This is a genomic window from Polymorphobacter sp. PAMC 29334, assembly GCF_019431245.1.
Lineage (GTDB): Bacteria > Pseudomonadota > Alphaproteobacteria > Sphingomonadales > Sphingomonadaceae > Polymorphobacter_B > Polymorphobacter_B megasporae.
In genome coordinates, this window is the sequence record NZ_CP080242.1 from 589,059 (window position 1) to 613,649 (window position 24,591).

At 61.5% G+C, this 24,591-nt stretch carries 22 protein-coding genes and 1 pseudogene; 15 read left to right on the forward strand and 8 right to left on the reverse strand.

The genetic code is table 11. The features are described from left to right. Window positions 1–205 precede the first annotated feature (205 nt). A complete protein-coding gene (locus KZX46_RS02725; protein ID WP_219773801.1) occupies window positions 206–1,093 on the reverse strand; it encodes a LysR family transcriptional regulator in 888 nt (295 codons plus the stop codon). A gap of 117 nt (window positions 1,094–1,210) precedes the next feature. On the opposite strand from KZX46_RS02725, the gene KZX46_RS02730 reads away from it, so the two are divergent. The 9 genes from KZX46_RS02730 (at window position 1,211) to KZX46_RS02770 (ending at window position 10,694) form a co-directional block, all read left to right on the forward strand. Continuing rightward, entirely contained in the window at window positions 1,211–2,362 is a 1,152-nt protein-coding gene (locus tag KZX46_RS02730; protein WP_219773802.1) for an epoxide hydrolase family protein, read from the forward strand. Then, window positions 2,359–3,258 carry an NmrA family NAD(P)-binding protein gene (locus KZX46_RS02735; RefSeq protein ID WP_219773803.1) on the forward strand — a complete coding sequence of 300 codons (900 nt, stop codon included), beginning with the start codon at window positions 2,359–2,361 and terminating at the stop codon, window positions 3,256–3,258. The genes KZX46_RS02730 and KZX46_RS02735 overlap by 4 nt, the downstream gene beginning before the upstream one ends. A gap of 455 nt (window positions 3,259–3,713) precedes the next feature. Then, a complete protein-coding gene (locus KZX46_RS02740; protein WP_226895829.1) occupies window positions 3,714–4,391 on the forward strand; it encodes a PEPxxWA-CTERM sorting domain-containing protein in 678 nt (225 codons plus the stop codon). 312 nt (window positions 4,392–4,703) lie between these two features. Continuing rightward, window positions 4,704–4,958, forward strand: coding sequence for a hypothetical protein (locus KZX46_RS02745; protein ID WP_219773804.1), 255 nt, complete (start codon window positions 4,704–4,706; stop codon window positions 4,956–4,958). Continuing rightward, window positions 4,903–5,331, forward strand: a complete 429-nt coding sequence (locus tag KZX46_RS02750) for a PEPxxWA-CTERM sorting domain-containing protein (protein ID WP_219773805.1) — start codon at window positions 4,903–4,905, stop codon at window positions 5,329–5,331. Before KZX46_RS02745 ends, KZX46_RS02750 begins: the two co-directional genes overlap by 56 nt. Before the next feature lie 102 nt (window positions 5,332–5,433). Beyond that, a complete protein-coding gene (locus KZX46_RS02755) occupies window positions 5,434–7,458 on the forward strand; it encodes a hypothetical protein (protein WP_219773806.1) in 2,025 nt (674 codons plus the stop codon). A 493-nt stretch (window positions 7,459–7,951) separates the two neighbouring features. After that, on the forward strand, window positions 7,952–8,281 hold the full coding sequence (locus KZX46_RS02760) for a UrcA family protein (RefSeq protein ID WP_216711436.1): 330 nt from the start codon (window positions 7,952–7,954) through the stop codon (window positions 8,279–8,281). Between the two features lie 135 nt (window positions 8,282–8,416). Beyond that, window positions 8,417–8,770, forward strand: coding sequence for a hypothetical protein (locus tag KZX46_RS02765; protein WP_216711435.1), 354 nt, complete (start codon window positions 8,417–8,419; stop codon window positions 8,768–8,770). Between the two features lie 22 nt (window positions 8,771–8,792). Further along, window positions 8,793–10,694 (forward strand): YcaO-like family protein, encoded by a 1,902-nt coding sequence (locus tag KZX46_RS02770; protein WP_219773807.1) that lies wholly within the window; start codon window positions 8,793–8,795, stop codon window positions 10,692–10,694. Here the strand turns inward: KZX46_RS02770 and KZX46_RS02775 are convergent. Continuing rightward, on the reverse strand, window positions 10,654–12,249 hold the full coding sequence (locus KZX46_RS02775) for a BTAD domain-containing putative transcriptional regulator (protein ID WP_226895912.1): 1,596 nt from the start codon (window positions 12,247–12,249) through the stop codon (window positions 10,654–10,656). The genes KZX46_RS02770 and KZX46_RS02775 overlap by 41 nt on opposite strands. Here KZX46_RS02775 and KZX46_RS22675 point away from each other — a divergent pair. Further along, entirely contained in the window at window positions 12,139–12,390 is a 252-nt protein-coding gene (locus tag KZX46_RS22675; protein ID WP_226895919.1) for a hypothetical protein, read from the forward strand. The genes KZX46_RS02775 and KZX46_RS22675 overlap by 111 nt on opposite strands. Before the next feature lie 717 nt (window positions 12,391–13,107). Here KZX46_RS22675 and KZX46_RS02780 read toward each other — a convergent pair. From KZX46_RS02780 to KZX46_RS02790, 3 genes are all read right to left on the reverse strand, one after another. Then, window positions 13,108–13,581 (reverse strand): hypothetical protein, encoded by a 474-nt coding sequence (locus tag KZX46_RS02780; RefSeq protein WP_219773809.1) that lies wholly within the window; start codon window positions 13,579–13,581, stop codon window positions 13,108–13,110. Between the two features lie 338 nt (window positions 13,582–13,919). After that, window positions 13,920–14,168: a hypothetical protein gene (locus KZX46_RS02785; protein ID WP_216711431.1), complete on the reverse strand. Its 249-nt coding sequence runs from the start codon at window positions 14,166–14,168 to the stop codon at window positions 13,920–13,922. Window positions 14,169–14,263: 95 nt separating this feature from the next. Further along, entirely contained in the window at window positions 14,264–14,602 is a 339-nt protein-coding gene (locus KZX46_RS02790) for a hypothetical protein (protein WP_219773810.1), read from the reverse strand. A 962-nt stretch (window positions 14,603–15,564) separates the two neighbouring features. Between KZX46_RS02790 and KZX46_RS02795 the strand changes: the two genes are divergently transcribed. The 5 genes and pseudogenes from KZX46_RS02795 (at window position 15,565) to KZX46_RS02815 (ending at window position 20,448) form a co-directional block, all read left to right on the forward strand. Next, window positions 15,565–16,299 carry a LytTR family DNA-binding domain-containing protein gene (locus KZX46_RS02795; RefSeq protein WP_219773811.1) on the forward strand — a complete coding sequence of 245 codons (735 nt, stop codon included), beginning with the start codon at window positions 15,565–15,567 and terminating at the stop codon, window positions 16,297–16,299. Between the two features lie 119 nt (window positions 16,300–16,418). Continuing rightward, complete coding sequence (locus tag KZX46_RS02800) at window positions 16,419–17,573, forward strand: acyl-CoA thioester hydrolase/BAAT C-terminal domain-containing protein (RefSeq protein WP_219773812.1); 1,155 nt, start codon at window positions 16,419–16,421, stop codon at window positions 17,571–17,573. A 333-nt stretch (window positions 17,574–17,906) separates the two neighbouring features. Beyond that, window positions 17,907–18,350, forward strand: a pseudogene (locus KZX46_RS02805) (IS110 family transposase); the annotation flags it as partial. Between the two features lie 885 nt (window positions 18,351–19,235). Next, window positions 19,236–19,460, forward strand: coding sequence for a hypothetical protein (locus KZX46_RS02810; protein ID WP_219773813.1), 225 nt, complete (start codon window positions 19,236–19,238; stop codon window positions 19,458–19,460). Then, window positions 19,453–20,448: a diguanylate cyclase gene (locus KZX46_RS02815; RefSeq protein ID WP_219773814.1), complete on the forward strand. Its 996-nt coding sequence runs from the start codon at window positions 19,453–19,455 to the stop codon at window positions 20,446–20,448. Before KZX46_RS02810 ends, KZX46_RS02815 begins: the two co-directional genes overlap by 8 nt. A 383-nt stretch (window positions 20,449–20,831) precedes the next feature. On the opposite strand, the gene KZX46_RS02820 is transcribed toward KZX46_RS02815, so the two are convergent. The 3 genes from KZX46_RS02820 to KZX46_RS02830 all read right to left on the reverse strand — a co-directional run bounded on the left by KZX46_RS02820 (window position 20,832) and on the right by KZX46_RS02830 (window position 24,575). Then, window positions 20,832–21,788: an alpha/beta fold hydrolase gene (locus KZX46_RS02820; protein WP_219773815.1), complete on the reverse strand. Its 957-nt coding sequence runs from the start codon at window positions 21,786–21,788 to the stop codon at window positions 20,832–20,834. A gap of 83 nt (window positions 21,789–21,871) precedes the next feature. Continuing rightward, window positions 21,872–23,470 carry an amidase gene (locus KZX46_RS02825; RefSeq protein WP_219773816.1) on the reverse strand — a complete coding sequence of 533 codons (1,599 nt, stop codon included), beginning with the start codon at window positions 23,468–23,470 and terminating at the stop codon, window positions 21,872–21,874. A gap of 16 nt (window positions 23,471–23,486) precedes the next feature. Beyond that, window positions 23,487–24,575, reverse strand: a complete 1,089-nt coding sequence (locus KZX46_RS02830; protein ID WP_219773817.1) for an alpha/beta fold hydrolase — start codon at window positions 24,573–24,575, stop codon at window positions 23,487–23,489. Between the last annotated feature and the right edge of the window lie 16 nt (window positions 24,576–24,591).

A 24,591-nucleotide genomic window follows, 5' to 3' on the forward strand; every position in this document is an offset into this window, starting at 1 on the left:
CGGTCGCGGCCGCAAGGTTGACATGGAGATTGATGCGACGCTGCAGGCTCAAGGCGGGGTGGCAGATCGTCGATCTGAAGCGAGTATTCCTGTAAGCAGGCCCATGTCTGCGTTCGACGTTGTTGCTCCAGAAAGATGATGGGCGGCTTGCGGCGCCGAAGCTCGATGAGGAATCTGGCAAGAAGGACAAGCACGAGGACTCGTCTTACCCTTGACCGCCCGACAGATGCCCGATCAAAGCATCGATGAAAGCCCGGACCTTCGCGGAAAGGCTGCGATGGCTCGTGTAGAGTGCGTTCACCTCCAACGTGTCTCCAGTGGTCTCGGGGAACAGCCGCATCAGATCGCCCGTGGCGACCGCCCGCCGCGCGATGAAGTCCGGCAGCCGGCCGATACCGCCGCCGGCGATCAACATTGCTTCGAGGGCAATCGAGTCGGACACGGCATGCGCGGCGCTAAATTTGAAGTGTTCGACGTCGCCTGACGATCGGCGAAACGACCAGGTTTCTTGGCGATCGGCGTAACCGATCATCGTGTGTCGACGAAGGTCGGCGACGCTCGCCGGTATCCCATATGCCGCAAGATAGCCGGGACTGGCGCAGGTCCACGCCTCGGTGGCCAGCAGATGCCGGGCGATGAGGTCGCTGTCGGGGAGGGTGCCGACGCGGATCACAAGATCTGCCGGTTCGACTGGCATGTCGATGATGCGATTCTCGACATCGAGGATGACCCGGATTTCGGGATAGCGCGCAAGAAAGTCCGGCAGCATCGGCGCGACGAGTGCGACCACGAAGGTGAACGGTGCGCTGATCCGTAGCGTTCCGCGGGGAATACCGGTGAAGTTGTCGAGCGCGGTTCCCGCCTCGTCGACGTCGGCGAGGATCCGCGTGGCGTAGGGATGAAAGAGCATTCCTGCATCGGTCAGTCGCAGATGCCGGGTCGAGCGATCAATTAGTAAGGCGCCGATGTCGGCCTCAAGCCGCGTCAGCGCTCGGCTGACGGTCGACTTCGGCAGACCAAGCGACCGTGCCGCACCGGAAACGCTGCCGATTTCGGCGGTACGCGCAAACGCGCGGAGATCGTTCAGTTCCATCGCGTTCCCGTTTCGCAACACCCTATCGCAGTTTGACGGTCTAATCCGGAGGGCTGGAACGCGCTAGATCGATGAAACGCAGCGCGATGAGATGCTGCTCAGCTTGGAGATAAGTTTATGTCCGTTGCCGTCGAACCGTTTCATTTGTCGATACCCGAGGACCAACTCAGCGACCTGCGCCGGCGACTGGACGCCACGCGCTGGCCTGATCGCGAAACCGTCACCGACACGCGGCAGGGCCCGAACCTCGAGAAGCTCCGGGCGCTCATCGATTATTGGCGCAACGACTATGACTGGCGGCGCTGCGAACGAATGCTCAATGGCCTTGGCCAGCATCGCACTGTGATCGACGGGCTTGGCCTTCATTTCCTGCACATTCGTTCGCCCGAGCCCGGCGCATTACCGCTGATCATGACGCATGGATGGCCGGGGTCGGTGCTCGAGTTTCACAAGGTGATCGGACCGCTTACGGATCCGGCGGCTTACGACGGCGATCCCAAGGATGCGTTTCACCTTGTGATCCCGACGCTCCCCGGATTTGGCTTTTCGGATAAGCCAGCCGAGCCGGGCTGGGGCATTCCGCGGATCGCCGATGCCTGGGCGACTTTGATGGATCGGCTAGGCTATGATCGTTGGGTGGCGCAGGGTGGCGACTGGGGCGCGGCGGTGACGACCGCGATTGGCTACAAGGCACCGCAAGGCTGCGTTGGCATCCACCTCAACTTCGTAATGTACCAACCCACCCCGGACGAAACGGCCGGTGCCACACCGGCGGAGCAGGCCATGCTCGATAGCATGGCCTATTATCAGAACGTGCTGTCGGGCTATGCGCAGCTGCAGGGTACGCGGCCCCAGACGATCGGCTACGCGCTCGCGGATTCGCCCATCGGGCAGGCGGCGTGGATCTACGCCATGCTGCAGGACGTCTCGGACAGTGACGGGAATGCCGAAAAGGCGTTTACGTACGACGAGATTCTGGACGACATCATGCTGTATTGGCTGCCCGACGCGGGCGCGTCGTCCGCGCGCCTCTACTGGGAAGGTCAGTCGTCTATAGCCAATCCGCCTTCCGCGCCAATACGGACACGTGCGGCGATCAGCATGTTCCCCAAGGAACTCGTTCGGCTGTCGCGGCGCTGGGCAGAGACGCGGTTCGCCAATCTGGTGCACTTCAACGAACTCGATCGTGGCGGCCATTTCGCGGCGCTTGAACAACCGGCGCTGTTCGTCGACGAGATTAGGACTGGTTTTCGGGAGATGCGCGCATGAGCAATATTGGACCGATCGTTCTTGCTGGCGCCACGGGCGACCTCGGTAAGCGCATCGCCGTCGCCATGGGCCGGCGACATATGGCCTTCCGTGTGCTGATCCGGTCCGAGACGCCGGCAAAAGCGCGGGCTGACTTGCAGGCGACGGGCGCGGACCTCGTAGTGGTCGATTATAACGATGCCGCAGCGTTGCGCCGCGCCTGCGAGGGCGCGTCTTGTATCGTCTCCGCGCTAAACGGGCTGGAGCCGGTGATGATCGAGACGCAAGGAAACCTGCTCGACGCGGCGGTAGCGACGGGCGTCCCGCGCTTCATTCCATCCGATTATTCGCTCGACTTCACGAAGACCAAGCCGGGCGGCAATCGTAACCTCGATCTGCGCCGTCGGTTCATGGCGCAGATCGATACGCGGCCGATTAGCGCAACCTCGGTTCTCAACGGCGCGTTCGCCGACCTGCTGACCTGGCAAGCGCCGATCGTGCTCCACAAACAACGCAAGATTCTTTACTGGGGGACTGCAGACCAGAAGCTCGACTTCACCGCGAAGAACGATGTTGCGGATTATGTTGCCGCGGCGACACTGGACGAGACAACGCCGCGGATCCTGCGGATCGCTGGCACCACCGTGAGCCCGCGCGAACTTGCGGACATCATGACAAGTTTGACGGGGCATAAGTTTGGCTTGTGGCGTGCCGGCGGGATCGGTTTGCTGAGCATCGTGATCGGCGTCGCAAGGACATTAAGCCCGAGCAATAGGGCCATATTCCCGGTGTGGCAGGGGATGCAATATCTCCGCGATATGTCCAGTGGGCGCGGCCAGCTCGAGCCGCTCGATAATGACCGCTATGGTGTCAGAAGCTGGAAAACAGCCAGGGATGTTTTGGGAATGACGAACTAGGCATCAGCGCGCCCCGCATTCAAGCATGCTCAGCTTTCCTACGGCTCGCTCCGCCCGGCAGATCGGGTGTTTCCATGTGTTGGAACTTGGGGCGAATTTGCGACCTGAGCATATGACAGTTAGGCTGCGAAGCGCGCGGAACGCCGACAGGCTGTGAACGGCCCCATCGTTTCCCCTTTCCGCGTCGACCCAGACCAACGTTTTTGGCAAACACCCGCTCGCTGCTGCTGTCGGCGCGCTTACCGGCTGCCGCTCGTTCTAACGTCTATGGACATGTCGGAAGACGACCAAGCACCGGCCCGACCTTAGGACGGACTTTGCGCTCGATGGCTCTTCCCCGTCAAAAATGCGTCAGCAGCGCTCTGACGCCGTGTTTGACGCGCAACAAGCCAGTCACATCGTTAACTATATCGCCGTGGGCGGTTAGCCGCGCCAAGCAACTACAGGGGAATGCTATGCTCCGCGTCGCCATTATCACCTCGATCGCTGCAGCGCTGCTGGCTACTGCCTCCGCGCACGCCACGAACTTCACTGAGACGGCCGACTTCTCGGATGATCCGGATCGTCCGACGCTCCTCGGGGATCTGACACGCGGCACCAATCTAATTAGCGGCGTGATCGACACGTTCGGTTCTCGCGTTGGCCCGCATGGCGAACGCACGCACCAGGACATGGATTATGTGACGTTTATCGTTCCCACCGGCGAACGTCTGACAAAATTTGTGGTCGGTCCGGGGACATCGATTATAACGGACCCGCGGATCGATAGCATGTTCCTTGGATTGGCATCGGGCGCCGATGTTTCGGTCAATCCCTCGTTCACTTCGGCGGCAGGTCTGCTGGGTTGGACGCTCGTGACCCAGGCCCAGGTCGGGACCGACATATTGCCTGCCATCGGCAAAGCCACGGCACCCGGCTTTCCGGTCCCAGGTGCGACTACCTTCAATGGGCCGCTTGGCGCGGGTACCTACTCTCTTTGGCTCTACGACGGCGACGAAGGCGCGTCGTACAGCTTCAACGCCGTTACTGCAGCGGTCCCCGAGCCAGCTACATGGGCAATGATGATAATCGGGTTTGGCGTGGTCGGTCTCGGTATGCGCCACCGTTCCACACGATCGATAAATTTTACCTAATGCTCTTCGAAGCCGATCCGTGTCCGACAGTCCTAATGACAATGGTTTTATAGACAAAGCTCAAGGTGGCCGCTCCGCCGGAGACGTTTATATACCGTATAATCGATCATTAGGTAACTTCTGATACTAGATTTATGACAGCGCTATGCGATTTTTTCTGGTTTCTTGACCTGTCCAGCTGAGTATTCACCGTCCTAACATTCGCAGGAGCTTTTCATGGTAGGTAATTGTTTGGGAATCGCAGCGCTTCTTGCGACGCTTGTCGCGTCGCGGGCGCAGGCAAATTATGTGAACGTTACCTATAGCGGCATTGTGAGCGCGGTCGATGTATATGACGGCGACGACGGCACTACATTTTCGCTGGGCGACCGCGTTTCATATTCGGCGACGTTCGATCCGAAAAAGCTGATGGACTACACGAGCACAACCAACGCGACCGTCGCCAAATTCTATGGCTCGTCTGCGGTCCAGTTCACGAGCGTCAAGGCCACTAGCCTGTCCGACGATCCCTATGCGTCTCTCGATCACCGTCGGCAACACGGTGTTCTCGAAGTTCAATCAGATTAATTACGGAACGCCGACCAGTGACACTACTGTGGACTTGGGTTCAGGAAATTTTCCGATAATCGAGTATTTGAACGGATCATTCGCCGGGATTGGAGGCGTATTTCATATCAGACATGGCATTACCATTTACACTGATCCAATTGCTGCTGCAAACGGTGCCTTTCAAGACCGTTTGGGCCTCGATCACGATTTCGAACTCGATGATCGGACAAGCGATGGGCAGGGGAATCTTTTTGGCAAACCGATCTTTGCGAATGTCGCTTCGGTGGTCGAGCCCACGTCCTGGTCGATGATGGTTGGCGGTTTCGGCCTCGTCGGTGCCACAATTCGGCGTCGTAAAAGCGCGACAGATGTGCGTTTGACAGCCCGATAGCGTGGATGGTGCGCCGCGGCCCCATTCATGGGCGGCGGATTCACGCGTCGATCTCTCGATGATTCCGCTGTAAGTCGGTGCGTCGAGGGGGCGTGCCGCGAGATGTTCCAAAGTCCGCCGGGCAAAATTCTTACCGTCGAGACGGTCGGGGCTCTCAAGCTGATGACCGCCGACGGATGCGACGTCACCCCACGCGGGCGGAAGGCGCGGGCGCTGATCCTCTATCTGCTGCGCAAGCCCGGTCATATCGAGGCACGAAAAGTCTTGATCACCCTGTTGTGGGGGGACCGTGGCGACGAGCAGGCGCGACAGAGCCTTCGTCAGACTCTCTATGAACTTCGCCCCCTAATGGGAACTGCTCATCCGCTAGTTGCCGCGGATCGTGTCTCAGTCTGGCTGGATACAAGCTGTTTGGCGGTCGCATCGCAGAATTGCTCGGGCGCGACCGCTGCGTCCGTGACTTCAACTGATCTCGACGGAATTTCGCCGGGGTTTGATCGCTGGCTGGTTAGCGAGCGACAAAGCCAATCGCATGTCGAGGCCACCAAGGACGATCGCGCACGCATTGCGCCGATCACGGTTGCGTCATCCGCACTTAGCCCGCTCACCGCCGCTCGCCGGTGGCGGGTGGCCTTCCCACTGGCGGCATCGCTTGCCGCCCTCGTATCGATCGCGCTCGTCCACTCGCGCTCGGACGCACCGGAGGACCATCGTCGTCTTATTGTTGTCCAGCCTCTCCGTGTCACACCGGGCGATTTGCCTGCACGTCGCCTGTCACAAGATCTAGCGAGCGATCTATCTCGCGCCGTGCTCGGTCATGACGGCGCACTGGAATTTGCCGACGACCGCATCGCTTCGCGAAGGGCGGCGTTCAGTGTAAGCGGTAATGTCGCGAGCGGCGGCGGTGATTTGCATGCGGTCGTTGTGGTCAGCGATAGCACCGATAACGCTATACTTTGGTCGCATGATTATACAGCGCCGCTTGCCGATATGGCGGGTTTCAGACAGCAAGTGAGCACCAATGTAGCGGCGGTTCTCGTTTGTGCGCTCGGTACTCGTGGTGTCCCCGAGGCGGTCGATGCGCGAGCGACCGCCCTCTATCTGGAAGCGTGCAATCTCCACAGCGGCGACCAAAGTCAGGTTGCATTTTTGCTCCGTCAGGTGACCGCGCGCGTGCCGCAGTTTGCGGGTGCGTGGGCAGACCTCGCAATCAGTCTGGCCTATGCGCGCGAAGATGCCGGCCCCGCTAATGCCGAAGCGATGCGGCGCGAGGCCGAAGGCGCAGCGCGGCGCGCGCTTGCGATCGACCCGCACGAGGGGAATGCCTATTACGCGCAAGCGCTTCTATTGCCCGGCATCGAGCATTGGATACCACGGGAGAAACTTATTGAGGCTGGGCTCAAGGTCGAGCCGGATAATGCGCAGCTCTATAACCGCTATGCGATCGATCTGGGCGCAATTGGCCGCGTCCAAGATAGCATCGCCGCCAATCAACGCGCTGTTGCGCTCGATCCGCTTTTCCCGGGCAAAACCGCACGACTCGTACGCGCGCTTGCCAACGCAGGTGAACTCGATGCGGCCAACGAAGCGATAAATCATATGCGAGAAACGTGGCCGGACGACGCCAACACCTGGCATGCTCGGTTCGCCACCGCGGCACGCTTTGGTGATCCGCGCGAAGCTTTAGCAATGCTCAACGATCGAAACGAGACTGTCGGCAACAAGGATGACATGGCGTCGTGGCGGACTTTCCTCCGAGCGAGAGCGTCGCCGACGCAGGCCAACATCGATTATGCCGTCGCCGCTCTCGTGGAAGAAAGGCGTCGCGGATTTACAAGCGATGTTCAACTCGTCAGTGACTTCGCACTCCTAGGAAGGCCGGCGACAGCGCTCGATATTGCGCTGCAGATGCCGCCTCAGCAGGAAAGTGATTTCTGGTTCAGGAAGATCCTGCAGTCTGTCCGTGCAGATCCTCGCTTCATGAGAGTTGTTCAGAGGCAGGGACTGCTTGCGATCTGGCGAACTACGAATTTATGGCCCGATTTCTGTCGCGATGGTTCAGTGCCCTATGATTGCCGTCAAACCGCTGAACGATTTTCCTGGGAACGATCTCACGCGGCAGCATGAATTTTCAGAGATTCCCTCCAGCGCGCTGCCTTGTTCCATGTCCACCACGGCGTCTGGACAACCAAATGGAGATTCCGACCTTTTGGCGCATAGAGACTAACGAAGCGGCATAAAAGCACCGGACGCTCCAGAGCCGTTCATTCGCACGGCGCGAGCCGCGGGGATACGAGATATAAGAAGGTGGTAAGGTCAACGACGAGACGAGCCGACTTGGGGGGCTGCCGGGAGGGCAGTGTCGGCAGCTGAGCGCAAGCCGTCGAGTCTTTATAATAAAGACGTGTAAAAGTCCCCGATATCGGACAATCGCTGTGCTTGTGTTTGAATGCATTGTCGCTTGCACTGTCCGCTCTTGGCCGTGCTCGCTGTCATTTCACGAACTTTTCACGCGAAGCGGCCCGCGCATTAACGGCCGCCTCACGCTCTGGCCGGCATGACCACTTCACGGGCAGGCAGCGAAGCGTGGCCGGCAACATATAATTAAAAGGATCATTCAATGCGTAACTCGGCTCTCTTCTCGCTCGCATTTCTGGCGTCGGCTCCGTCGCTCGCCGCAGGACCGCTGACGGGATCCGTCCCGATCCAGCATGTCAGCTACGCCGACCTCAACCTCGCATCCAATGCCGGCCAAGCGACTCTGCAGCATCGTGTCGCCCGCGCGATCGACGTGGTGTGTGGAGAAACCTACGGCGCGCCCCTATCGGTCGAGGCGACGACCAAAACGTGCAAGCGGCAGGCCCTGGTCTCGACCGCTCGTCAGATGACGGTGGCAGTGGCGAATGCAACGACCCAGACAGGCCGCGAAACGCAGATTGCAATCCGCTGACGCTGCTGGATGATGGACGTCGCGACCAATATCGCGACGTCCATCATGTGCAATCGGCTTATCGTTTACAGTCGTTCATGATATCAGACATCTGGTTGCAGCTCGATCTGACCGGATCCAACTCAAGGATGACTGATGGCGGACACTCCAAAAACTGAGCAAGCAGGCGATAACGCCGCGAGATATTTCGTGGTCGAGCTCAAGTCGGGAAGCGAACCCTCGTACGCGGTCTGCGAACGGATCGCGACCTTCTCGCCCGGACGCGACGGCATTCCCCCCGGCCTCGTCGAGCAGAGCATCGCCGCGCGGACACTGCGCGCGACGACACTGTTGGCGGAAGGGGGCGGGGCTGAACTGGCCCGCATGCTTTTGCCTACCGTCGTCTACGCCGGTCAAACCGGCCGCTCCGGTTTCGCGCAAGGTGGGCCCGGTGGCCTGGGCGGCGACGTAAATTTCAACGTCAACTTCGAGAATAACCCACAAAAATGACGGCGCGGCGGCAATCTTCGCCGTGAACGCCTGGCTGGCGCCAAGCGGTCAGCGACGCGCGAGACCGCTGTCGGAGACACTCGGCGTGGCGCGGCAGGCGGCGGCAGTTGCCGGCGTGTCGCGCCTCGCCGACGTATCCGGGCTCGTGCCCTTGGGCATTCCAGTTTACCAGGCAGTGCGGCCGATGGCGCGATTGCTGTCGGTCTCGCAAGGCAAGGGCCTATCGCGCATGGCAGCGATGGTCTCGGCGCTGCTCGAAGCAGTCGAGATCGATACAGCGGAGCGACTGGGCGCGCCGCCAGCAACCGCGGCCCTCGATGCGCTCGACGATGCGACGATCGACCTATGGTCGTCGGCGCCGCGAAGGGCCTACGGCACCCGGCTGGATCCGAGCCTCCCGCGCGCCTGGCTCGAGGGTCGCGACCTTCTCAGTGACCGACGCGCCCTGCTGCCTTGGGACCTGCTGTCCCTGGACATTTGCCGTCCGATATTGCCGGATATTCGGCCCGCCTCGGTCGGATTGGCGACCGGCAATAATATCATCGAGGCAACGGTCGGCGCGGTCGGCGAATTGGTCGAACACGACCTTCATGCCGCCCTGCGCCATCTCGCGCCGCGAGAAATGCGCGCGTGCCAGCTCGATCTTGCGAGCGTCGACGACCCTATATGTGCGGCCTTGCTGCGGCGGATTGTATCGCGCCGTTTTTCACTCAGGATATGGAGTATGGGGCAGGACGCGAACATCGCCGCGTTTCGCTGTACGATCTCCGAAGCTTTACCAACTGGGGCATGCTTACCGCCGACCGCCGGCACCGGTTGCCACCCCGACCGCACTATTGCGCTGATCCGCGCCGTGCTTGAGGCCGTCCAGTCGCGGGTCACTATGGTTGCAGGCTCGCGCGAAGACCTCACGATTGCGCATTACCTCAACGGTCCGGAAAAATCACTCCAGCTTGTTTTCGGCACGTTGGCGTTCGGACCCGGGCCACTGGCATGGTCGGATATCCCGCATCTCGCAACGGGCGGGGCAGCTGAAGACCTTGACCATTTGCTGGCGGTCGCCGCTTCGCGTTCGACGCTTCCCCTTGTGCTCTACATGCATACGCCGCCGCATCCCGACCTTGTCATTGTTCACGCGCTCGCCCCGGGGCTCGAGGACATCGAACGGCAGGCATCGGACGGAGTTTCCGAGACGTTGCAGCGCGGTCGGCGTCCGGCACGTGTTCGGATACGCTCGCATCGGCCCTTGTTGTTTATTGGACCGAGCCTGCCGCCCGAAGGGGTGCCCGACACGATTGAGGTCCGGCCGCCGCTGAGTTGCGGCGATATCGCAGCGCTTCTTGTCGATCCGCCGCCGGCGGTCGGCATCGTCGACGGCTGCTTCGAAACCGCGCCGACGGTATGGCACAAGGAAATTCTCGACCTGATCGCGCTCGGAGTGCCGGTTTTGGGCGGCGCCAGCCTTGGCGCGATCCGCGCGGCCGAGCTCGACCGGCATGGCATGATCGGGGTCGGCACGATCTACGCCGCGTATAGAGACAGGATGATCCAGCGTGACGATGCCGTCATGCTGAGCCACGGCCCCGCCGAAATCGGCTATCCACATCTGACGATCGCGCTCGTCGACGCCGAGGCGGCCCTTCTTGAGCTCGACCTGCCATGCAAGGAACGGCGGCAACTGCAACGTATTATCCGGACGATGTCGTTCGCCGAGCGAAGCTGGTCGCGTTGCTTCGACGTGTTTCATGCGCGTACCCGACAGCCAGTTTCAATCGATCGAGCGGTGCTGACGACGATACCGTCGTTGAAACAGGCCGATGCACGGCTGCTCATTGCCGAACTAGGCGATGCTCGTCGTCACGCGGCGCGTCCGCGCCCGCCGCTCACCGGGTTGTACGCAGATTTGCTGGCCACGTTGCGCTGAGCATCGCTTCCAGTCCGTTGCGAAGCCGTTCCGCGTGCTCCGCTAGCTTGAACGGTAGCGTATCCCTCGCCCAATCTAGCGCGCCGCTGAGCGTTAATTCACGCTCCGTCTGCCATGCGTCATGAAACAGCGTGGTGAATTCGACGAGCAAGACCTCGCGTTCAGCCTGCTCGAAGGCAGGCAGATATGCCGCATTGGCGAGCCGGGCGGCGAGATACATCAGGCCCCGCTCGCCGCAGACCTCAAAATGCTCCTCGGCGGCTTGCGCATCGCCCTTGAGCATCAACAATACGGCATGGTCGGCGTGGTAATGCGCCGGGGCAGCGGGATTGAGGGCAAAGGCACGCTGCATGTATCGTTCGGCATCTTCGAGCTCCCCTAAGATACAAAGACCGGCGGCGCATTCGTTCATGCTGTCAGCGTGGTTGAGCATCTGCGTGATGGCCTTGCGAAAGCCGCGATCTGCACGAGGCCAGTTCCGGGACCGCAGGTAGCACCATGAGAGGCGCAACAGCAACCGGCCGTCGCTCGGTTCATAGGCGGTGGCGCGGCGCGCCAGATCGAGCGCTCGGGCACGGAACGCGGCGACATCGTGGCCAGCAATCTTCTGCCAAAAATCGGTATTGTACATCCTTGCAAGCCAGATCGTCGCGTGAACGTGGCGCGGATTGCGCTCCACGATCTCTTCGAGCATCGCGGCCGCCGCCTGGATTTCCGGCAGGGTCCGATCGAAGCTCATCAACCGTCGTGCCTTGGCGAAAAGAATGATGTCGTCGGCACCAGCATAGGCGGCGAGTTCGGGCATGGACGTGATATCGGACTCGATCGCCGGGAGAATCGAGCCGACTGCTTTCGCGACGACGTCATCGATCGCCGAAGATAGATCGGTTTGCTCGACGCTCAGTTGGTCCGACCAGACGATGATGCCTGTTGCGATATTGCCAAGCTGCAGGTTGAGGCGGATCTGCGCGCCGATCAGCCTAATTTTTCCCGTAAGAACATAAGCAGCCAGCGCGTCTGCGACCGTATCTTTCACGCTTGCGACGTCAGCCGCCAAGGCGACGACGCGAATTTCACGATACGGCGCGAGCGCGGTACGGATATCGTCGGTGAGAACCCCGGCGATGTCGTGCGACACCCGGTCGTCGGTGATCGTCTCGATTGGGCTGACCAAAACCGTTGGCAACACAGCACTCGCGGAGGGTGCGGCGACCACGGGGCCGACCGGGGCAGGAGTTCCCGTGGTCGACAGCCGCTCGAACATCGTCTGCGTCTCGGTCGACGGGTCGACCCCGAACTCCTTGGTCAATCCGTCACAGAGGCGACGATACCGCCGATGCAGCGACGCGATATCTCCCGCCGCATGATCGGCCGAGAAGCCAAGGCGGGCGATTGCTTCGTTCCAGGGGTCGAGCCGGTCGAGTGATCGGAGAATCTCCTGAATATGCATCGGGGCCGCGCGCCCGATCATGTCGGGCAGCCCTGCGCATACGGCGACGACGACGCGCTCGGGCTGCCGGACGCGTTCGACCGCGAGCCATTCGTCAAAGGCCATCGATACTTCGGACAGATCGGCGAGAAAGGTTTCGCCGACCCCGGCGATATGATGGGCAAGGGCAACCGCATCGCGCTTCTCGGTCGCGGCGAGTATGGCATCGACATCGCTGACGACGAGATTCGCGCCGAAGGCGATTGATTCGCGCGAAACGACGATCGCGTCCGCGATCCGGGGGCTCGCGCGCAACTCGGCAAGCATCTGCCGCAGGCTGCCCCGCGCCTGTTCAGTGCCGCGATCGCTCCACAGCAGATCGGCGGCACGGTCGCGCGACACCAGACGATTGGGAACCACGGCAAGATAGGCGAGGATCGCCTTTGCCTTGCGCCCGCGCAGTCGGACATGATCGGACCCAGCTTCGACCCGGAAATCTCCGAGGAGGCCCAAGTAAAGCATTGGGGCAGGCGCATCGTTGGCAAGATGTGACATACTTGAAGCGCCCAGTGTGCCTCGGTCATGTCAAAGGCCCCGCTGAACACTGTGCGTTTCGGGTTTTTTAGGCAAGAGTATTGATCGCCTCTCCGGCGCGCGGTCACCAAGGCCGTCATCCCGAACAATTCACGCCGGCTATAAAGTAGATTCGAACCAGGTTCAGAGATGTCGATACGCTCCATCGGTCGGACGTTGTCGCCTCCTTAACGTCTTGAAATTTCTGTTGTTTTACATGGTAGTCGTCAAACGAGCGTGAAACGAACGTGTAACAACCGCTTCAATGGAGTTCGGGGTTTCGGTGGGTTACATTGACGCTCAGAAATCGGGTGCAGAACCATTTTAACACGGTGGCGGGATACCGCTGTGGATGATGAGGGGTGAGGCGGCGGGGCGGGGCGTTTCGATTGTTCCCGTCTCCCCGCTGGTTTACTTCGCCGGCGCTCGCATGGCGAGCTGGCTGAGGGTGTCCTGCTCGAGCGATGCATTGTTCTGTGCGGCGCTGGCAAGCGCGAGCGCCCGGTGCTGCTCGAACTTGTATGCGGCCGCCCCCGTCGCGCCCGCGGGCGAAATAATCAGGTTCATCGCAATTGTTGTCGATGCCGGGAAGCCCGAAGGCAGCGGCGGCAGCACGCCGGCCCCATGAAGCGTCTTTTCCGCCGCCTTCTGCAGGCCGCGGACGCCACGAACGAACTGGATATCGGTTGCCTTGCCGTCGCTGCCGCGGACAAAACGCATGACAATTGATCCGGCGTCCGGGCCATTAGCATCGGGCGCGACGGCGACCGCGTTCACGCGCGTGTTGACCGTCGCAACCCAATCCGACAATTCGCTCGCCTCGGCCGTTGCGGCGGCGCCGAAGAGAACGGCGGCAATGGTCGCGTTGATAAAGCAGGATTGCATGATAGGCTCCGTGTTCGGTTGGCCGGGAAATCCGGATCCGATACGACAGGGCTATCGTTTCGACGTGAAGCGATCGGGGAACGCAGCGTTAATCGAGCGTCAAATGTGCGCGATGCCATGATTAGCTGCTCGTGTTCGTAGACCCGGTCGGTTGGGCGGAATGATGAGCTTCTTCAGGTAAGCGCCGCTGGTCGGCTCGAACAAGTCGTCGCCGGGCCGCACGCTGCGATCAGGCGCGGCTAGATCGAGGCTGGCTCCCCACTTTCAGAAAGCAGCTCATTGTGATTTGCTGGCACGCGGGCGTGCTCCATAACTGTGCACTTCGCAAATGCCCGATCTTAATCGTTGTAATTATTGCCGCTCCGGATAGCCTCGGCCGCCGTGACCAACATTGCGTCCGTCTCTGGTCCGTTCGACTCGCCAATCAGCGACTCAACAATCCCCGCGCATCGCTCGCGTTCAGCCTTCATCCCTGCAATCGTTGCCGCGAGCTCGGCGGGCCAAGCTTGAGCGACCCTCTCGGAGATCGGCAGCGCACCGATCGCAACCGCTGACTTGCGCCGGGCAACAAGCGCTGCGGCTCTCAACGCCGTCTCATCGTGGTTAGACATGGCAGCTCCTATAGAAATTGCGCCGAAGCGTAATCGCGCTCCGATGGAATGCATAACGCCGCCCGTCTTTCTCACCCCGTGTTACGACAATGGCCCGGCCCCTCGATGATCTTACCGAGCAATCCAACAAGGACGATCTGCGCATCCAACGTGTCGAGTGCCGTCACGATCTTGTTGTCGCGATTTTGCGCATCCTCACCCTCTTTCATCGGCGCGGCTGGCAGACTGACTGGCATGGGGCGCACCTTGAATTGCGATGGTTGAAGTGTGGATCGAAGCTGCTGACTTTGTCGCCGGTCTCTTATAAGCGCCTCGTTGGCCGGCAGCAGGGGAAGCGCCGCGGACATCTTGCCCTGTTCAAACGGCATGACGCGCGGGGCTGCGGCCACCGCCACCCGCGTGTCGGCCAATTAGTGTAACTGCGCGACCGATATATGTGCGGGAGCGCAAGCGGCTCGTCGATCAGTGAGAAGTTGACGGGTGACGCGGAGCGTTGATCAGCACGGAGCGACGAGCCGGTCTTTGGGGTTCTGATGTCGAGATCTGATTGCTCGATTGTGGTCGCCTTGCGTCGGCAGCCACGGTTAGCGTGATTTGCGCGACGCGTTTGGTCGTTGCGAGCGAACGTCGGCCACTGGCCGGACCATTGCGAGGATCGGTTCACCAACGCGATCGCGCGGGACCGCTCCACCGGTACTCACACCGTCTGACTTTAAGGCGTAGACCTTCGGTGCGCATGCCGCGGCACCGACCAACGCCGCTAGGATCAAGATTCGGGACATGGCTCACCTTGCTCAGTGTAGCCGCACAACCCTTCCCCGACATCATCATCGAGCAGCGATCGAACCGGCGCAAGGAGTCTTCGACGAATTTCGTTACGGTTTTATGGAGATACGCGTTGCGGCGGACGCCGGGCGTTGGGGGCGTGGCGGAAGCATGCAATTTGACGCCGGATTGTCGAACGATTTCGTCGGTCCATCAAGCCGACGATGCCGTATGGTGAAGCGACGGCGTCGCAATGAACAACGACCTCGCACCCTCCCCACACCGTTCGCAGACCCAAATTCTGCAATACGGGTTCATCCTGCATTTGACATCTCGAAGCGGACAGGCAGCAATCGGCCGTGATTCCAAGGATTCATCGGACGCGGAAGTTAGACGAGTATAACGTTCCCCCCAGCCGGTGCATCACAGACGCTTTGCTCAGAAAATAGGAGACCATGCAGCACCTAGAGCTCGAGCGCCTGATGATCACGCAGTCGACCGGAAAAGGGAGTTAGGTTAGACCGTTGTCATGGCGAAGAGTTTCTGGTCCTCAGCAAGACACCCGCTGCCACCTCCGAGTGTGCCTGCGCTATGGGGCAGCGGTTCAATGCTCCTTTGGGCGCTTTACGCTTTCGTCTTCATCGAAACCTCCGGCGACACTATCGGCGCTGCCGCCTGGGACGCCGCCGCGAACGTGCTGCCTGTCGCCGTACTCGCCGCAGGGGTCCATTCACTGCTCAAGGCGCATGTCATGCCGTGCGTCGTTCCGGTACAAGTCGCCGCGCACGCCGGGTTAGCGATCGCCTTCGCAACGACATGGTACGCGCTCATCCTCGTCATGCTTGCCTTCTTCGGCGGCGTGCGCGGCCACGGCTTTACGGTCTCAGGGTTCTCCGGACCGGCGTTTACGTGGCAGGTGTTCCAGGGCTTGGTGCTCTACGCGACGATCGCAGCCACATGTTACGCGACGCGCGGTGGGCGTGAGGCCGCAACGGTGACGATCGTTGCTGCGCCGCCGCTTGAGCGCTACCTGACCCGCACCGGCGACGAGATCGTGCCAATCAATGTCCGCGAGATCGTCAGCATCACGGGCGCACAGGACTACGCCGAAGTCGCGACGATCGGCGGCCGCCACCTCGTCCGCATGAGCTTGGCCGAGTTCGAGCGCCGCCTCGATCCTACGCGCTTCGTCCGTCTTCACCGCTCGACGATCGTCAACTTCGACCACTTTGCGCGGGCCGAGCTCGCCGGCGGCGGGCGGATGCTCGCGCATATGGTGAACGGCGATGTTATCCAGGTCAGCCGCGCGGGAGCACAGACGCTGCGTGCGCTCATCGTATAGCGCGTCCGTTCGTTGCCGCAGCCGGCCGCCGAACGAGCTGAAGTGTCGATTGGCGGCTTTTCTGCCCGAGCGTGGAGATAACGCGTCACTCGTGCGACCTCACTTGCTGGAGGTCGCCCGTGCGTTTTGTCTTGATCCTGTCTTGTCTGTTTGCCGGAGCCGCGCATGCGGCACCCCGATTGATTGTCCCGGCCGACCTTAGTGTCCCAGCGCCGTCCCCGGTGATTGTCTACGACGCGACACCGGGGGTGGCGGTGACAATCACCACCGAACGCCTCAACCGCGATGGGACGAAAGCGTACGTCGGCCGCGCGGAGTTCATCGCCGATCGCATGGGGCGGGTCGACACCGGCACGGCTGCGGCGCGCAGCGGTACGTACACTGGCGTAGACCCGCTGGGTTTGTTCTGGTCAGCCGCGGAGACCCCGTCGATAGGCAAGGATCTCGTGCGCGGTGAGGTCCGCGTAACCGCCACCGCAGAGGCGACGACGACGACCGCTCTTACGCGGTCTGCACCTGATCCGGCGACTCTGCTGTCCTCGCGCGACACGCCGTTCTTCGGCGCAGTCTGGGTCCGTCCACGATCTGCAGGTCGGCACCCAGTCGTGATCGTTCTTGGCGGCTCCGAAGGCGGCAGCTCGACGGCGCGGGAATGCGCGCCGCTGTTCGCCGCGCGAGGATATGCGACGCTGGGCCTGCCCTACTACGATCCCGGCTACGATCCGACCGACCGGATCGAAGGTCTCCCGCATACCTTCACCGATATTCCGGTTGACCGCCTCGCACAGGTCCGCGCCTGGCTCGCGACGCAGCCTGATGCCGACGCCAGTTCGATCGCGCTGTGGGGAGTGTCGAAAGGAGCCGAGTTCGCGCTCATTGCCGCGAGCCGCTTTGATTGGATACGCGCTGTCGTCGCGGTCGTGCCGACCGATGTCGTCTGGGAAGGCTGGGGTGCTTCCGGGCCGCCGACAGCGTCGTTCTCCTTCGATGCCAAGCCGCTCGCATTTCAGCCGTACGCCGGCATGGACGCCCAATTAGCCAAGGCGGCAAAGGGTGAGGTGATGGACCTGCGCCGTGTCCACCTTGCCGGGCGCGCAGCGTACCCCGATCGGCTCGCCGCCGCGCGGATCCCGATCGAGCGCTTCCATGGGGCGCTGCTGCTTGTCGCCGGTGGTGCCGACCAGATCTGGCCTTCGGCTGAGATGGCTGTGAATATCGTGGCCGCGCGGCGTAGCGTGGGAGCCGACCGAGTTGATCACCGCGGCGAGAGCTAACCACTTCCTCAGCTCGCCAGGAACCGAGCCCGTGGCAGACGCGATGACGCTCGGTGCCGACGGCTCGACGATCGCGCACACGCGTGCCGCCGCCTGGAGGGCGACGTTTGATCTGTTGGGACGCGATCTTCTTCCCGACGAACTCGGAAAGCCCAAGCGCAAAACATCACATCGAAATCTAGTACGAAAGTCGCTCGAGCTATGTCAGCTCTCTGAGCTTGTGGACGGTAAGCGGACAGGTGGCAACGGATGCGGTGAACGGCTCTCCTACCGACCTGCGGTATAAGTCGCGGATTGAGCCGGAAGGAGAGCGATCATGACGAAGGCAATGCGGTGACGATCGGGCTGGATATCGCAAGGTCGGTGTTCCAGGTGAATGGGGTCGATGGGGCAGGGCAGGTAGTTGTTCGCCAGCGGCTGACGCGAGGTCGGATGCTGGGGTTATTCGAGCAGCTGGCACCGTGCGTAATCGGAGACGAGGCGGGCAGCAGCTCGCATTATTGGGCGCGCGAGCTGATCGCGCGGGGACACGATGTGAAGCTGATGCCGGCGCAGTACGTGAAGCCGTACGTCAAGCGCGGCAAGAACGATGCGGCCGATGCCGAAGCGATCTGCGAGGCGGTAACGCGGCCGACGATGCGCTTCGTTGCAGTGAAGACACCCGAGCAGCAAAGCGTGATGATGCTCCACCGGGTGCGGCTGATGCTGAGCCGCCAGCGGACGCAGGTATCGAACGCGATGCGGGCGCATCTGGCGGAGTTCGGCATTGTTGCCGCCATTTGGGCGCGGCGGCACCGAGCAGCTCCTGACGCTGCTGGCGGACCCGAACGATGCGCGCGTCCCGCCCGACGCCCGGCTGTGCCTTGAGATGCTGGCGGAGGACACAGGAATAGGCGCACGCACCGACGCGCCGACGAGGTAGGGAAGGGCGGACACGAGTTAATGCACCAAGCCGGTCGATACCGCCGGATCAGAAAAATCCATTGGGGCCGTGGCACATTCGAGTGCGAGTTACCGATCGGGACCTGAGACGCGCGAATGGCATTATGGCCCGCGGCCACACGATTAGGCCGCACTACAGGTCGAACACATGGCCGCACCGATCAACGAACGTGCTGAAGCTTAAGAAAGCCCTTGCCAACGGAGAGCCGTCCACACACGGCCCCTTTGATGTGCCACCTTGGGGGATCAGCCTTCTACTGTGTCGAATGAACTGCAGAACGACCAGCCCTCGTTCCAGATGCTGCACGCATCGGAAATGGCCGACCCTCGCTCGAATAACCGGCCATGACTCGTTACGTGGTGAGCTGATTTGCTCGATCGAAGGTCCGCTGCCGACGTTGGCCGCTCAAGAGCTATCAGATCCAGGCGGTTCTTTGGCTAGTCCGCTCCGTGCTTGACGTTGGCCAAGGGCCGACTCGCACTGATCCTTTATACTACATTCGTGCGGCTCGACAGTCCGTCGTTGATCAGCAGATTTCTGGCAACTGGATTTCGACATGTATACGTCGTTAGCGAGAACGGATCGCGCAGCACTCTGACAAATAGTGGCATTGAAATTAACAAATCAGCTAATCGTAAAACTTAACTGATGAGTAAGGATCATCATTGCTGGGGTGGTAATACGATATCCTATACTAAGGAAGAATGTTAGTAGCCGAAATGGATCTTGACAATTTTTCGGCAGACGATCCTGAATTGCCACCCGAATTGCGGGCCAGCGTTCAGCGGCATCAGAAGCATCTGGGCGTGCTTGTCGTCAGCCTGCGCGCCGCCGGAATCGACGAAGGAACGATTGAAGCCAGTGTGCGGCAGCTTGTCGAAAGCTATGGCGAAGAGCTGACCGTCGCCATGCGCGCTTTTGTCCTGGGACGGCCGAATGCTTGATTCGTTTTTACGCGACGAAGCCGGGCGCATTGCGGCCGTCGATCGCTTAGCGGTTCTGGACACTCCGCCCGAGGTGCCGTTTGAAAAAATCGTCGACCTGATGCGGACGATTTTGAATGTGCCGATAGCCACGGTCACGCTGGTTGATCGTGATCGCCAGTGGTTTCTGGCGCGTCGCGGCATTGCTGCGCAGGAGACACCGCGAGCAATTTCATTCTGCACTCACACCATTCAGCAGCGCGATCCATTGCTCGTGCCCGACGCCCATCTCGATCCACGCTTTATGGACAATCCCCTTGTGCAAGGCGATCCGCGTATTCGCAGCTATGCCGGTGTGCCGCTGCGGACCGCGGAGGGATATAATGTCGGGGCTCTGTGCGCGATCGATACACGACCGCGAACCTTCAGTGACGCCGAGGTCAACATCCTGGTGAACTTTGCCAACATCGTGACCGATGAACTCGAATTGCGTTTGATCGCCCAGCGAGATCATTTGACCGGCGCTCTGACGCGGCGGGGATTTGTCGAGCAGGCTGCCGAGGAGCTCGCCGCTTACACGCGCCATGGTCGTCCCGGTGCGCTGATCATGCTCGACGTCGATCATTTCAAGACGGTGAACGACAGCCATGGACATGCGGCCGGTGATCAAGTGCTCCGCCAGCTCGCCGAGCTCTGCAGCTCGGTCATGCGTCCGAACGATGCTTTTGGCCGGCTCGGCGGTGAGGAATTTGCACTGCTTCTCCCTGATGCAGCCCCAGCGGAAGCCTCTGCCGTTGCAGAGCGCTTTCGCGAAATGATCGAAGTGTATCCATTCGAAATTGGCGCGGGTCGGACATTGAAGGTCACGGTCAGCCTTGGCGTAGCCTCGCTCGACTTGTCGACCACGAGTGTCGATTGCTGGCTCGCTGCCGCAGACGCCTTGCTCTATCGAGCGAAGCAAACTGGCCGTAATCGGTATTGTACCGATGCATTGGTCGAAAATGTTTAGGCGAGTATCGAGCCAACCGGCCTGATTCGAGTGCTACTGATTATCTAGCTCTCCCTCGGTCTTCGTCGTAGCTTCGCGAGCGCATCGCCGCTGTTTATGAGTACGCACATCGGTATAGGCGGGGCAATAAAGTGATCGGATCTCGGTTTGAGAGAAATGCCGTTCTGCCGCCGAATATCCAGCTTTGGGTCATCACCGCGCGCAGCGCGAGCTCGACGACGGTCGACTTTATAAAGCCGGTTGCCCGAGTGCCGTCAGGCAGCAAGCGGGCCTGACACTCGCCAGGTGTCTAACGGGCTCGGCTCCCCATAACTATTGAACGGTGTGATAAGTAATCAAGTAGAGACCGCGCACAGCGTATCGAGTTATCGCCTCGCTTGCAATCATTGCGACAGAAAGTCAGAAACACGCTTAAAGTATTCTTCCGGTTCTTCGTAAGAAGGTAGATGGCCACTATGCTCAAAGATACGCAGTTGAGCTCCCGGAATGGCATGGGCCATGCGCCAAGCTGTGATCGGTGCGACGTTCATATCGAAGCGGCCAGTTAAGATCAGCGTTGGCACTTTTATGTTATGAAGCTGCGAGGTGAGGTCGACGTTTTGCGTTGCGGCACTCATTTTCTCATTTACGCTGGCGTCGAGGCCCAAGTCGTGAAAACTCGCTAGATACTGGTCAGCCTTCTCGGGGCTGTAGAAGCACTCGCGAATATGCACGCGAAAGGCGCGGTTTTGGGATGTCCTGCCGTCTGGTATACTTTTGCGGTTGGTCGCTTCTTGATTCTCAAAGTCAGGAAAAACATCTGGTAGCGGATGGACTATGGCTTTCCAGCCGGGAAGTCCGTCGCTGACGATCAGGTGTTGAACATGGGTCGGATACGCAAGGGTGTAGGCCAGCACAATCAGGCCGCCGAACGAATCGCCCAGGAGATCGATTCTCTCTGCTCGGAGCGATATCCGCAGGGCTTCCAGATCGGCAACTTGCGCGTCCAACGTTTGCGGCGCGTTCATCGCCACTCGCGTCGAGCGGCCATTGCCGCGCTGGTCGTAGAACACGACCTTTCGATGTTTCGACAATCGCGTCCAGAGATCGTTCCGAACCATGTATGCGTGGGTCAACCCGGGTCCGCCATTGACCGCAACCACGGGGGGCAACGTGAGATCGTTACCTTCCGTTTCATAGGCAAGGTCGACGGCGGGCGTATGAACCATGCCAGCCACTGTGGTTTGCGCGGCGGCCGTGTTAGAGCAACCGATCAGCAGCATCGATACGACTGGGGTACGCCAGAATACAATCAGCGTCCGCGCGGAAATACGCCAAGTCAAACATGAAAATCGCAGCATCTTTTCACCTTTGCAGTCCGGTCATGCTCGTTTCAGCAGGTGGTGGATTGCGTTTAGACTCGCCAAGGGAGATTAAAGTCCAACTACATCTCGCTCGCCGCTCGATTTAATGCCTTGATGCCGTAATCGATCGTCGACAGATAGCGCGGCGGTTGTCGCGCGCTTGCCGCCTGCTCATAGGCATAGCCGTAGCAGAGCAGCGCCGCATCGCTCCACGCCATCCCGATGAACGACAGCCCAACCGGCAGGCCGTTCGCCAGCCCCATCGGCACGGTCAGATGCGGATAGCCCGCGACCGCTGGCGGCGACCCTGCGCCGCCGCCGGCGAAGTGATCGCCAAGCACCGGATCGATCAGCCACGCCGGCCCGAGCGTCGGCGCGACGAGGACCGAAACCTTGTTGTCGGCGAGCAATTTGTCGATCCCCTCGGGCCCCGCGAGGCGGTGCGCCTCGGCCTCGGCCTTGAGGTAGGCGGGGTCGGCGAGGCCCTTGGTCTGCTCGGCGATCTCGAACAATTCCTGCCCGAACAGCGGCATTTCGGTCGCGGCGTGCGCGGTGTTGAAGGCGATCAGGTCGGCGAGCGTCCGGCTCGGCACGTCGGCAGCCTTGGTCGAGGCGAGGTAGGTCGCCATGTCGGCCTTTAGCTCGGTCATCAGCACGATCTGCTCGAGGCGGCCGATCTCGCCGTCCTTGTCGTGCGGCGGCTTGGTGATCTCGACGAGCACCGCGCCCGCCTGCTTCAACTTCGCCAGCGCCGCGTCGAAGGCGACGTCGGTCGCCGGGTGGAAGCCGGCGGCATAGCGCAACACGCCGACGCGGACGCCCTTGAGCGCGTCGGGGCGCAGCCCGCTCGCGAAGTCGGTGCCGATCGCGTCGGCGCGCGCAGTGGCGGGGTCGGCGGGATCGCTCCCCGCCATCGCACCGAACAGCAAGGCCGTGTCGGTGACAGTCCGCGCCATCGGACCGGGCGTGTCCTGGCTGTGGCTGATCGGGACGACATAGGTCCGCGAGATCGCGCCGACGGTCGGCTTCAATCCGACGAGCCCGTTTATCGCCGCCGGGCACGTCACCGAGCCGTCGGTCTCGGTCCCGACCGTCGCGGCGGCGAGGCTCGCGGCGCCGGCCGCGCCCGATCCCGCGCTCGATCCGCAGGTGTTGCGGTCGAAGGCGTAGGGGTTGCGCGCCTGTCCGCCGACTGCGCTCCACCCGCTGATCGAATGCGTCGAGCGGATGTTCGCCCATTCGGACAGGTTGGTCTTGCCGAGGATGATCGCCCCGCCCGCACGCAGCTTCGCCACCAGCGGCGCGTCGCGGCCGGGCATGTTCTTCGCCAGCGCGAGCGACCCCGCCGTCGTCGGCATCGGATCGGCGCTTTCGATGTTGTCCTTGATCAGGATCGGCACCCCGGCGAGCGGACCCCGCGGCTTGCCCGATCGCCGCGCCGCGTCGGCGGCCTGCGCCTGGCTCGCGGCGAGCGGGTTGAGCGCGATGACGGCGTGCAGCTTGGGATTGAGCGCGGCGATCCGCGCGCGGTACAGCCGGACGAGCTCGACCGAGGTGACCTTGCCCGCGGCGAGGTCGGCCTTGATCTGGACGATCGACTTCTCGGCGACGTCGTACGCCGCGGCGGGCAGGGCGGCGGCGAGCATGACGCCGCCGGCGATGAGCGAGTGCAATTTCATAGCGGCTCTCCGGGACTCACTTGGCGGCGAGGAAAGCCGCAATCTTGTCGTTGAGGAATTTGCCATCGGCGGGGTTGCTCGCCGCGCCGGCGGTATGGCCCCATAGTGACGGGATCGGCATCAGGGTGACGTGCGGGATGAACTGCGCCTCGTAGTGCGCGTCACCGACCGGGAAATACATGTCGGTTTCGGACGGCATGTACAGCAACGGCACTTTGATTGAGGCCAGCGCGCGCTTGGTGTCGCCGTTGAAGCCCGGGGTCGTCCCGACGTCGTGCTTTTCCCACGTCCGCATCTGGAGGATCAGGTCGTTGGCGTCGGCCCCTGGGATGAAGTCCTGATGGAAACCCTCGTAGACGTCGTCAAAGGTCGTGCCGGGCTTCGAATACGACCGCCACAGCTCGTCGCGCCACCACTGTGGCGAGAATAGCCACGCCGCCCAGACCGCGCCGAACGCCTTGAGCCCCGCGCGCGGCGGTTCCTTATAGTCACCCTTGGCGAACACCGGGTCGGTCTCGATCGCGGCGATTTCGCTGCGCAGCCGGACGATGCCGGCCGGCCATGCCCTCGCGGTCGCCGAGGTGACGACGATGCGGTCGGCGAAGTCGGGATGGCTGACCGCCCACTGGAACGCCTGCTCGCCGCCCATCGAAAAGCCGATCACCGCGCGGAGGTGGGCGAGGTGGAAGGTCTCGCCGAGCAGGCGGTGGACTGCCTCGACGTTGTCGCGGATCGTGGCGACCGGGAAGTGCGGGCCGTGGAACGGCTCGGGGGTGTTGCTCGGCGACGATGACTTGCCGTTGCCGAAAAGCTCGGTCGCGACGATGAAATACTTCGCCGGGTCGAGCGCCTTGTCGGACCCGATCAGCCATTCGTAGCCGTGCGCGTCGGCCATGTAGTGCGACGGCAGCAGGATGGCGTTGTCGCGCGCGGCGTTGAGCGTGCCGTAGGTCGCGTACATCACCCGCGCCTCAGGCAGAATTGCGCCGTTCTCAAGCTTGAAGTCGTGGATGACGAAGGCGCGGCGGTCGCCGTCCTTCGCCGCCGCAGCGCCGGGGGGAAGCGCTGCGGCGACGAAGAGGAATGCGATGAAGGCCCTGATCATGCCCCCCTCCAAGTAC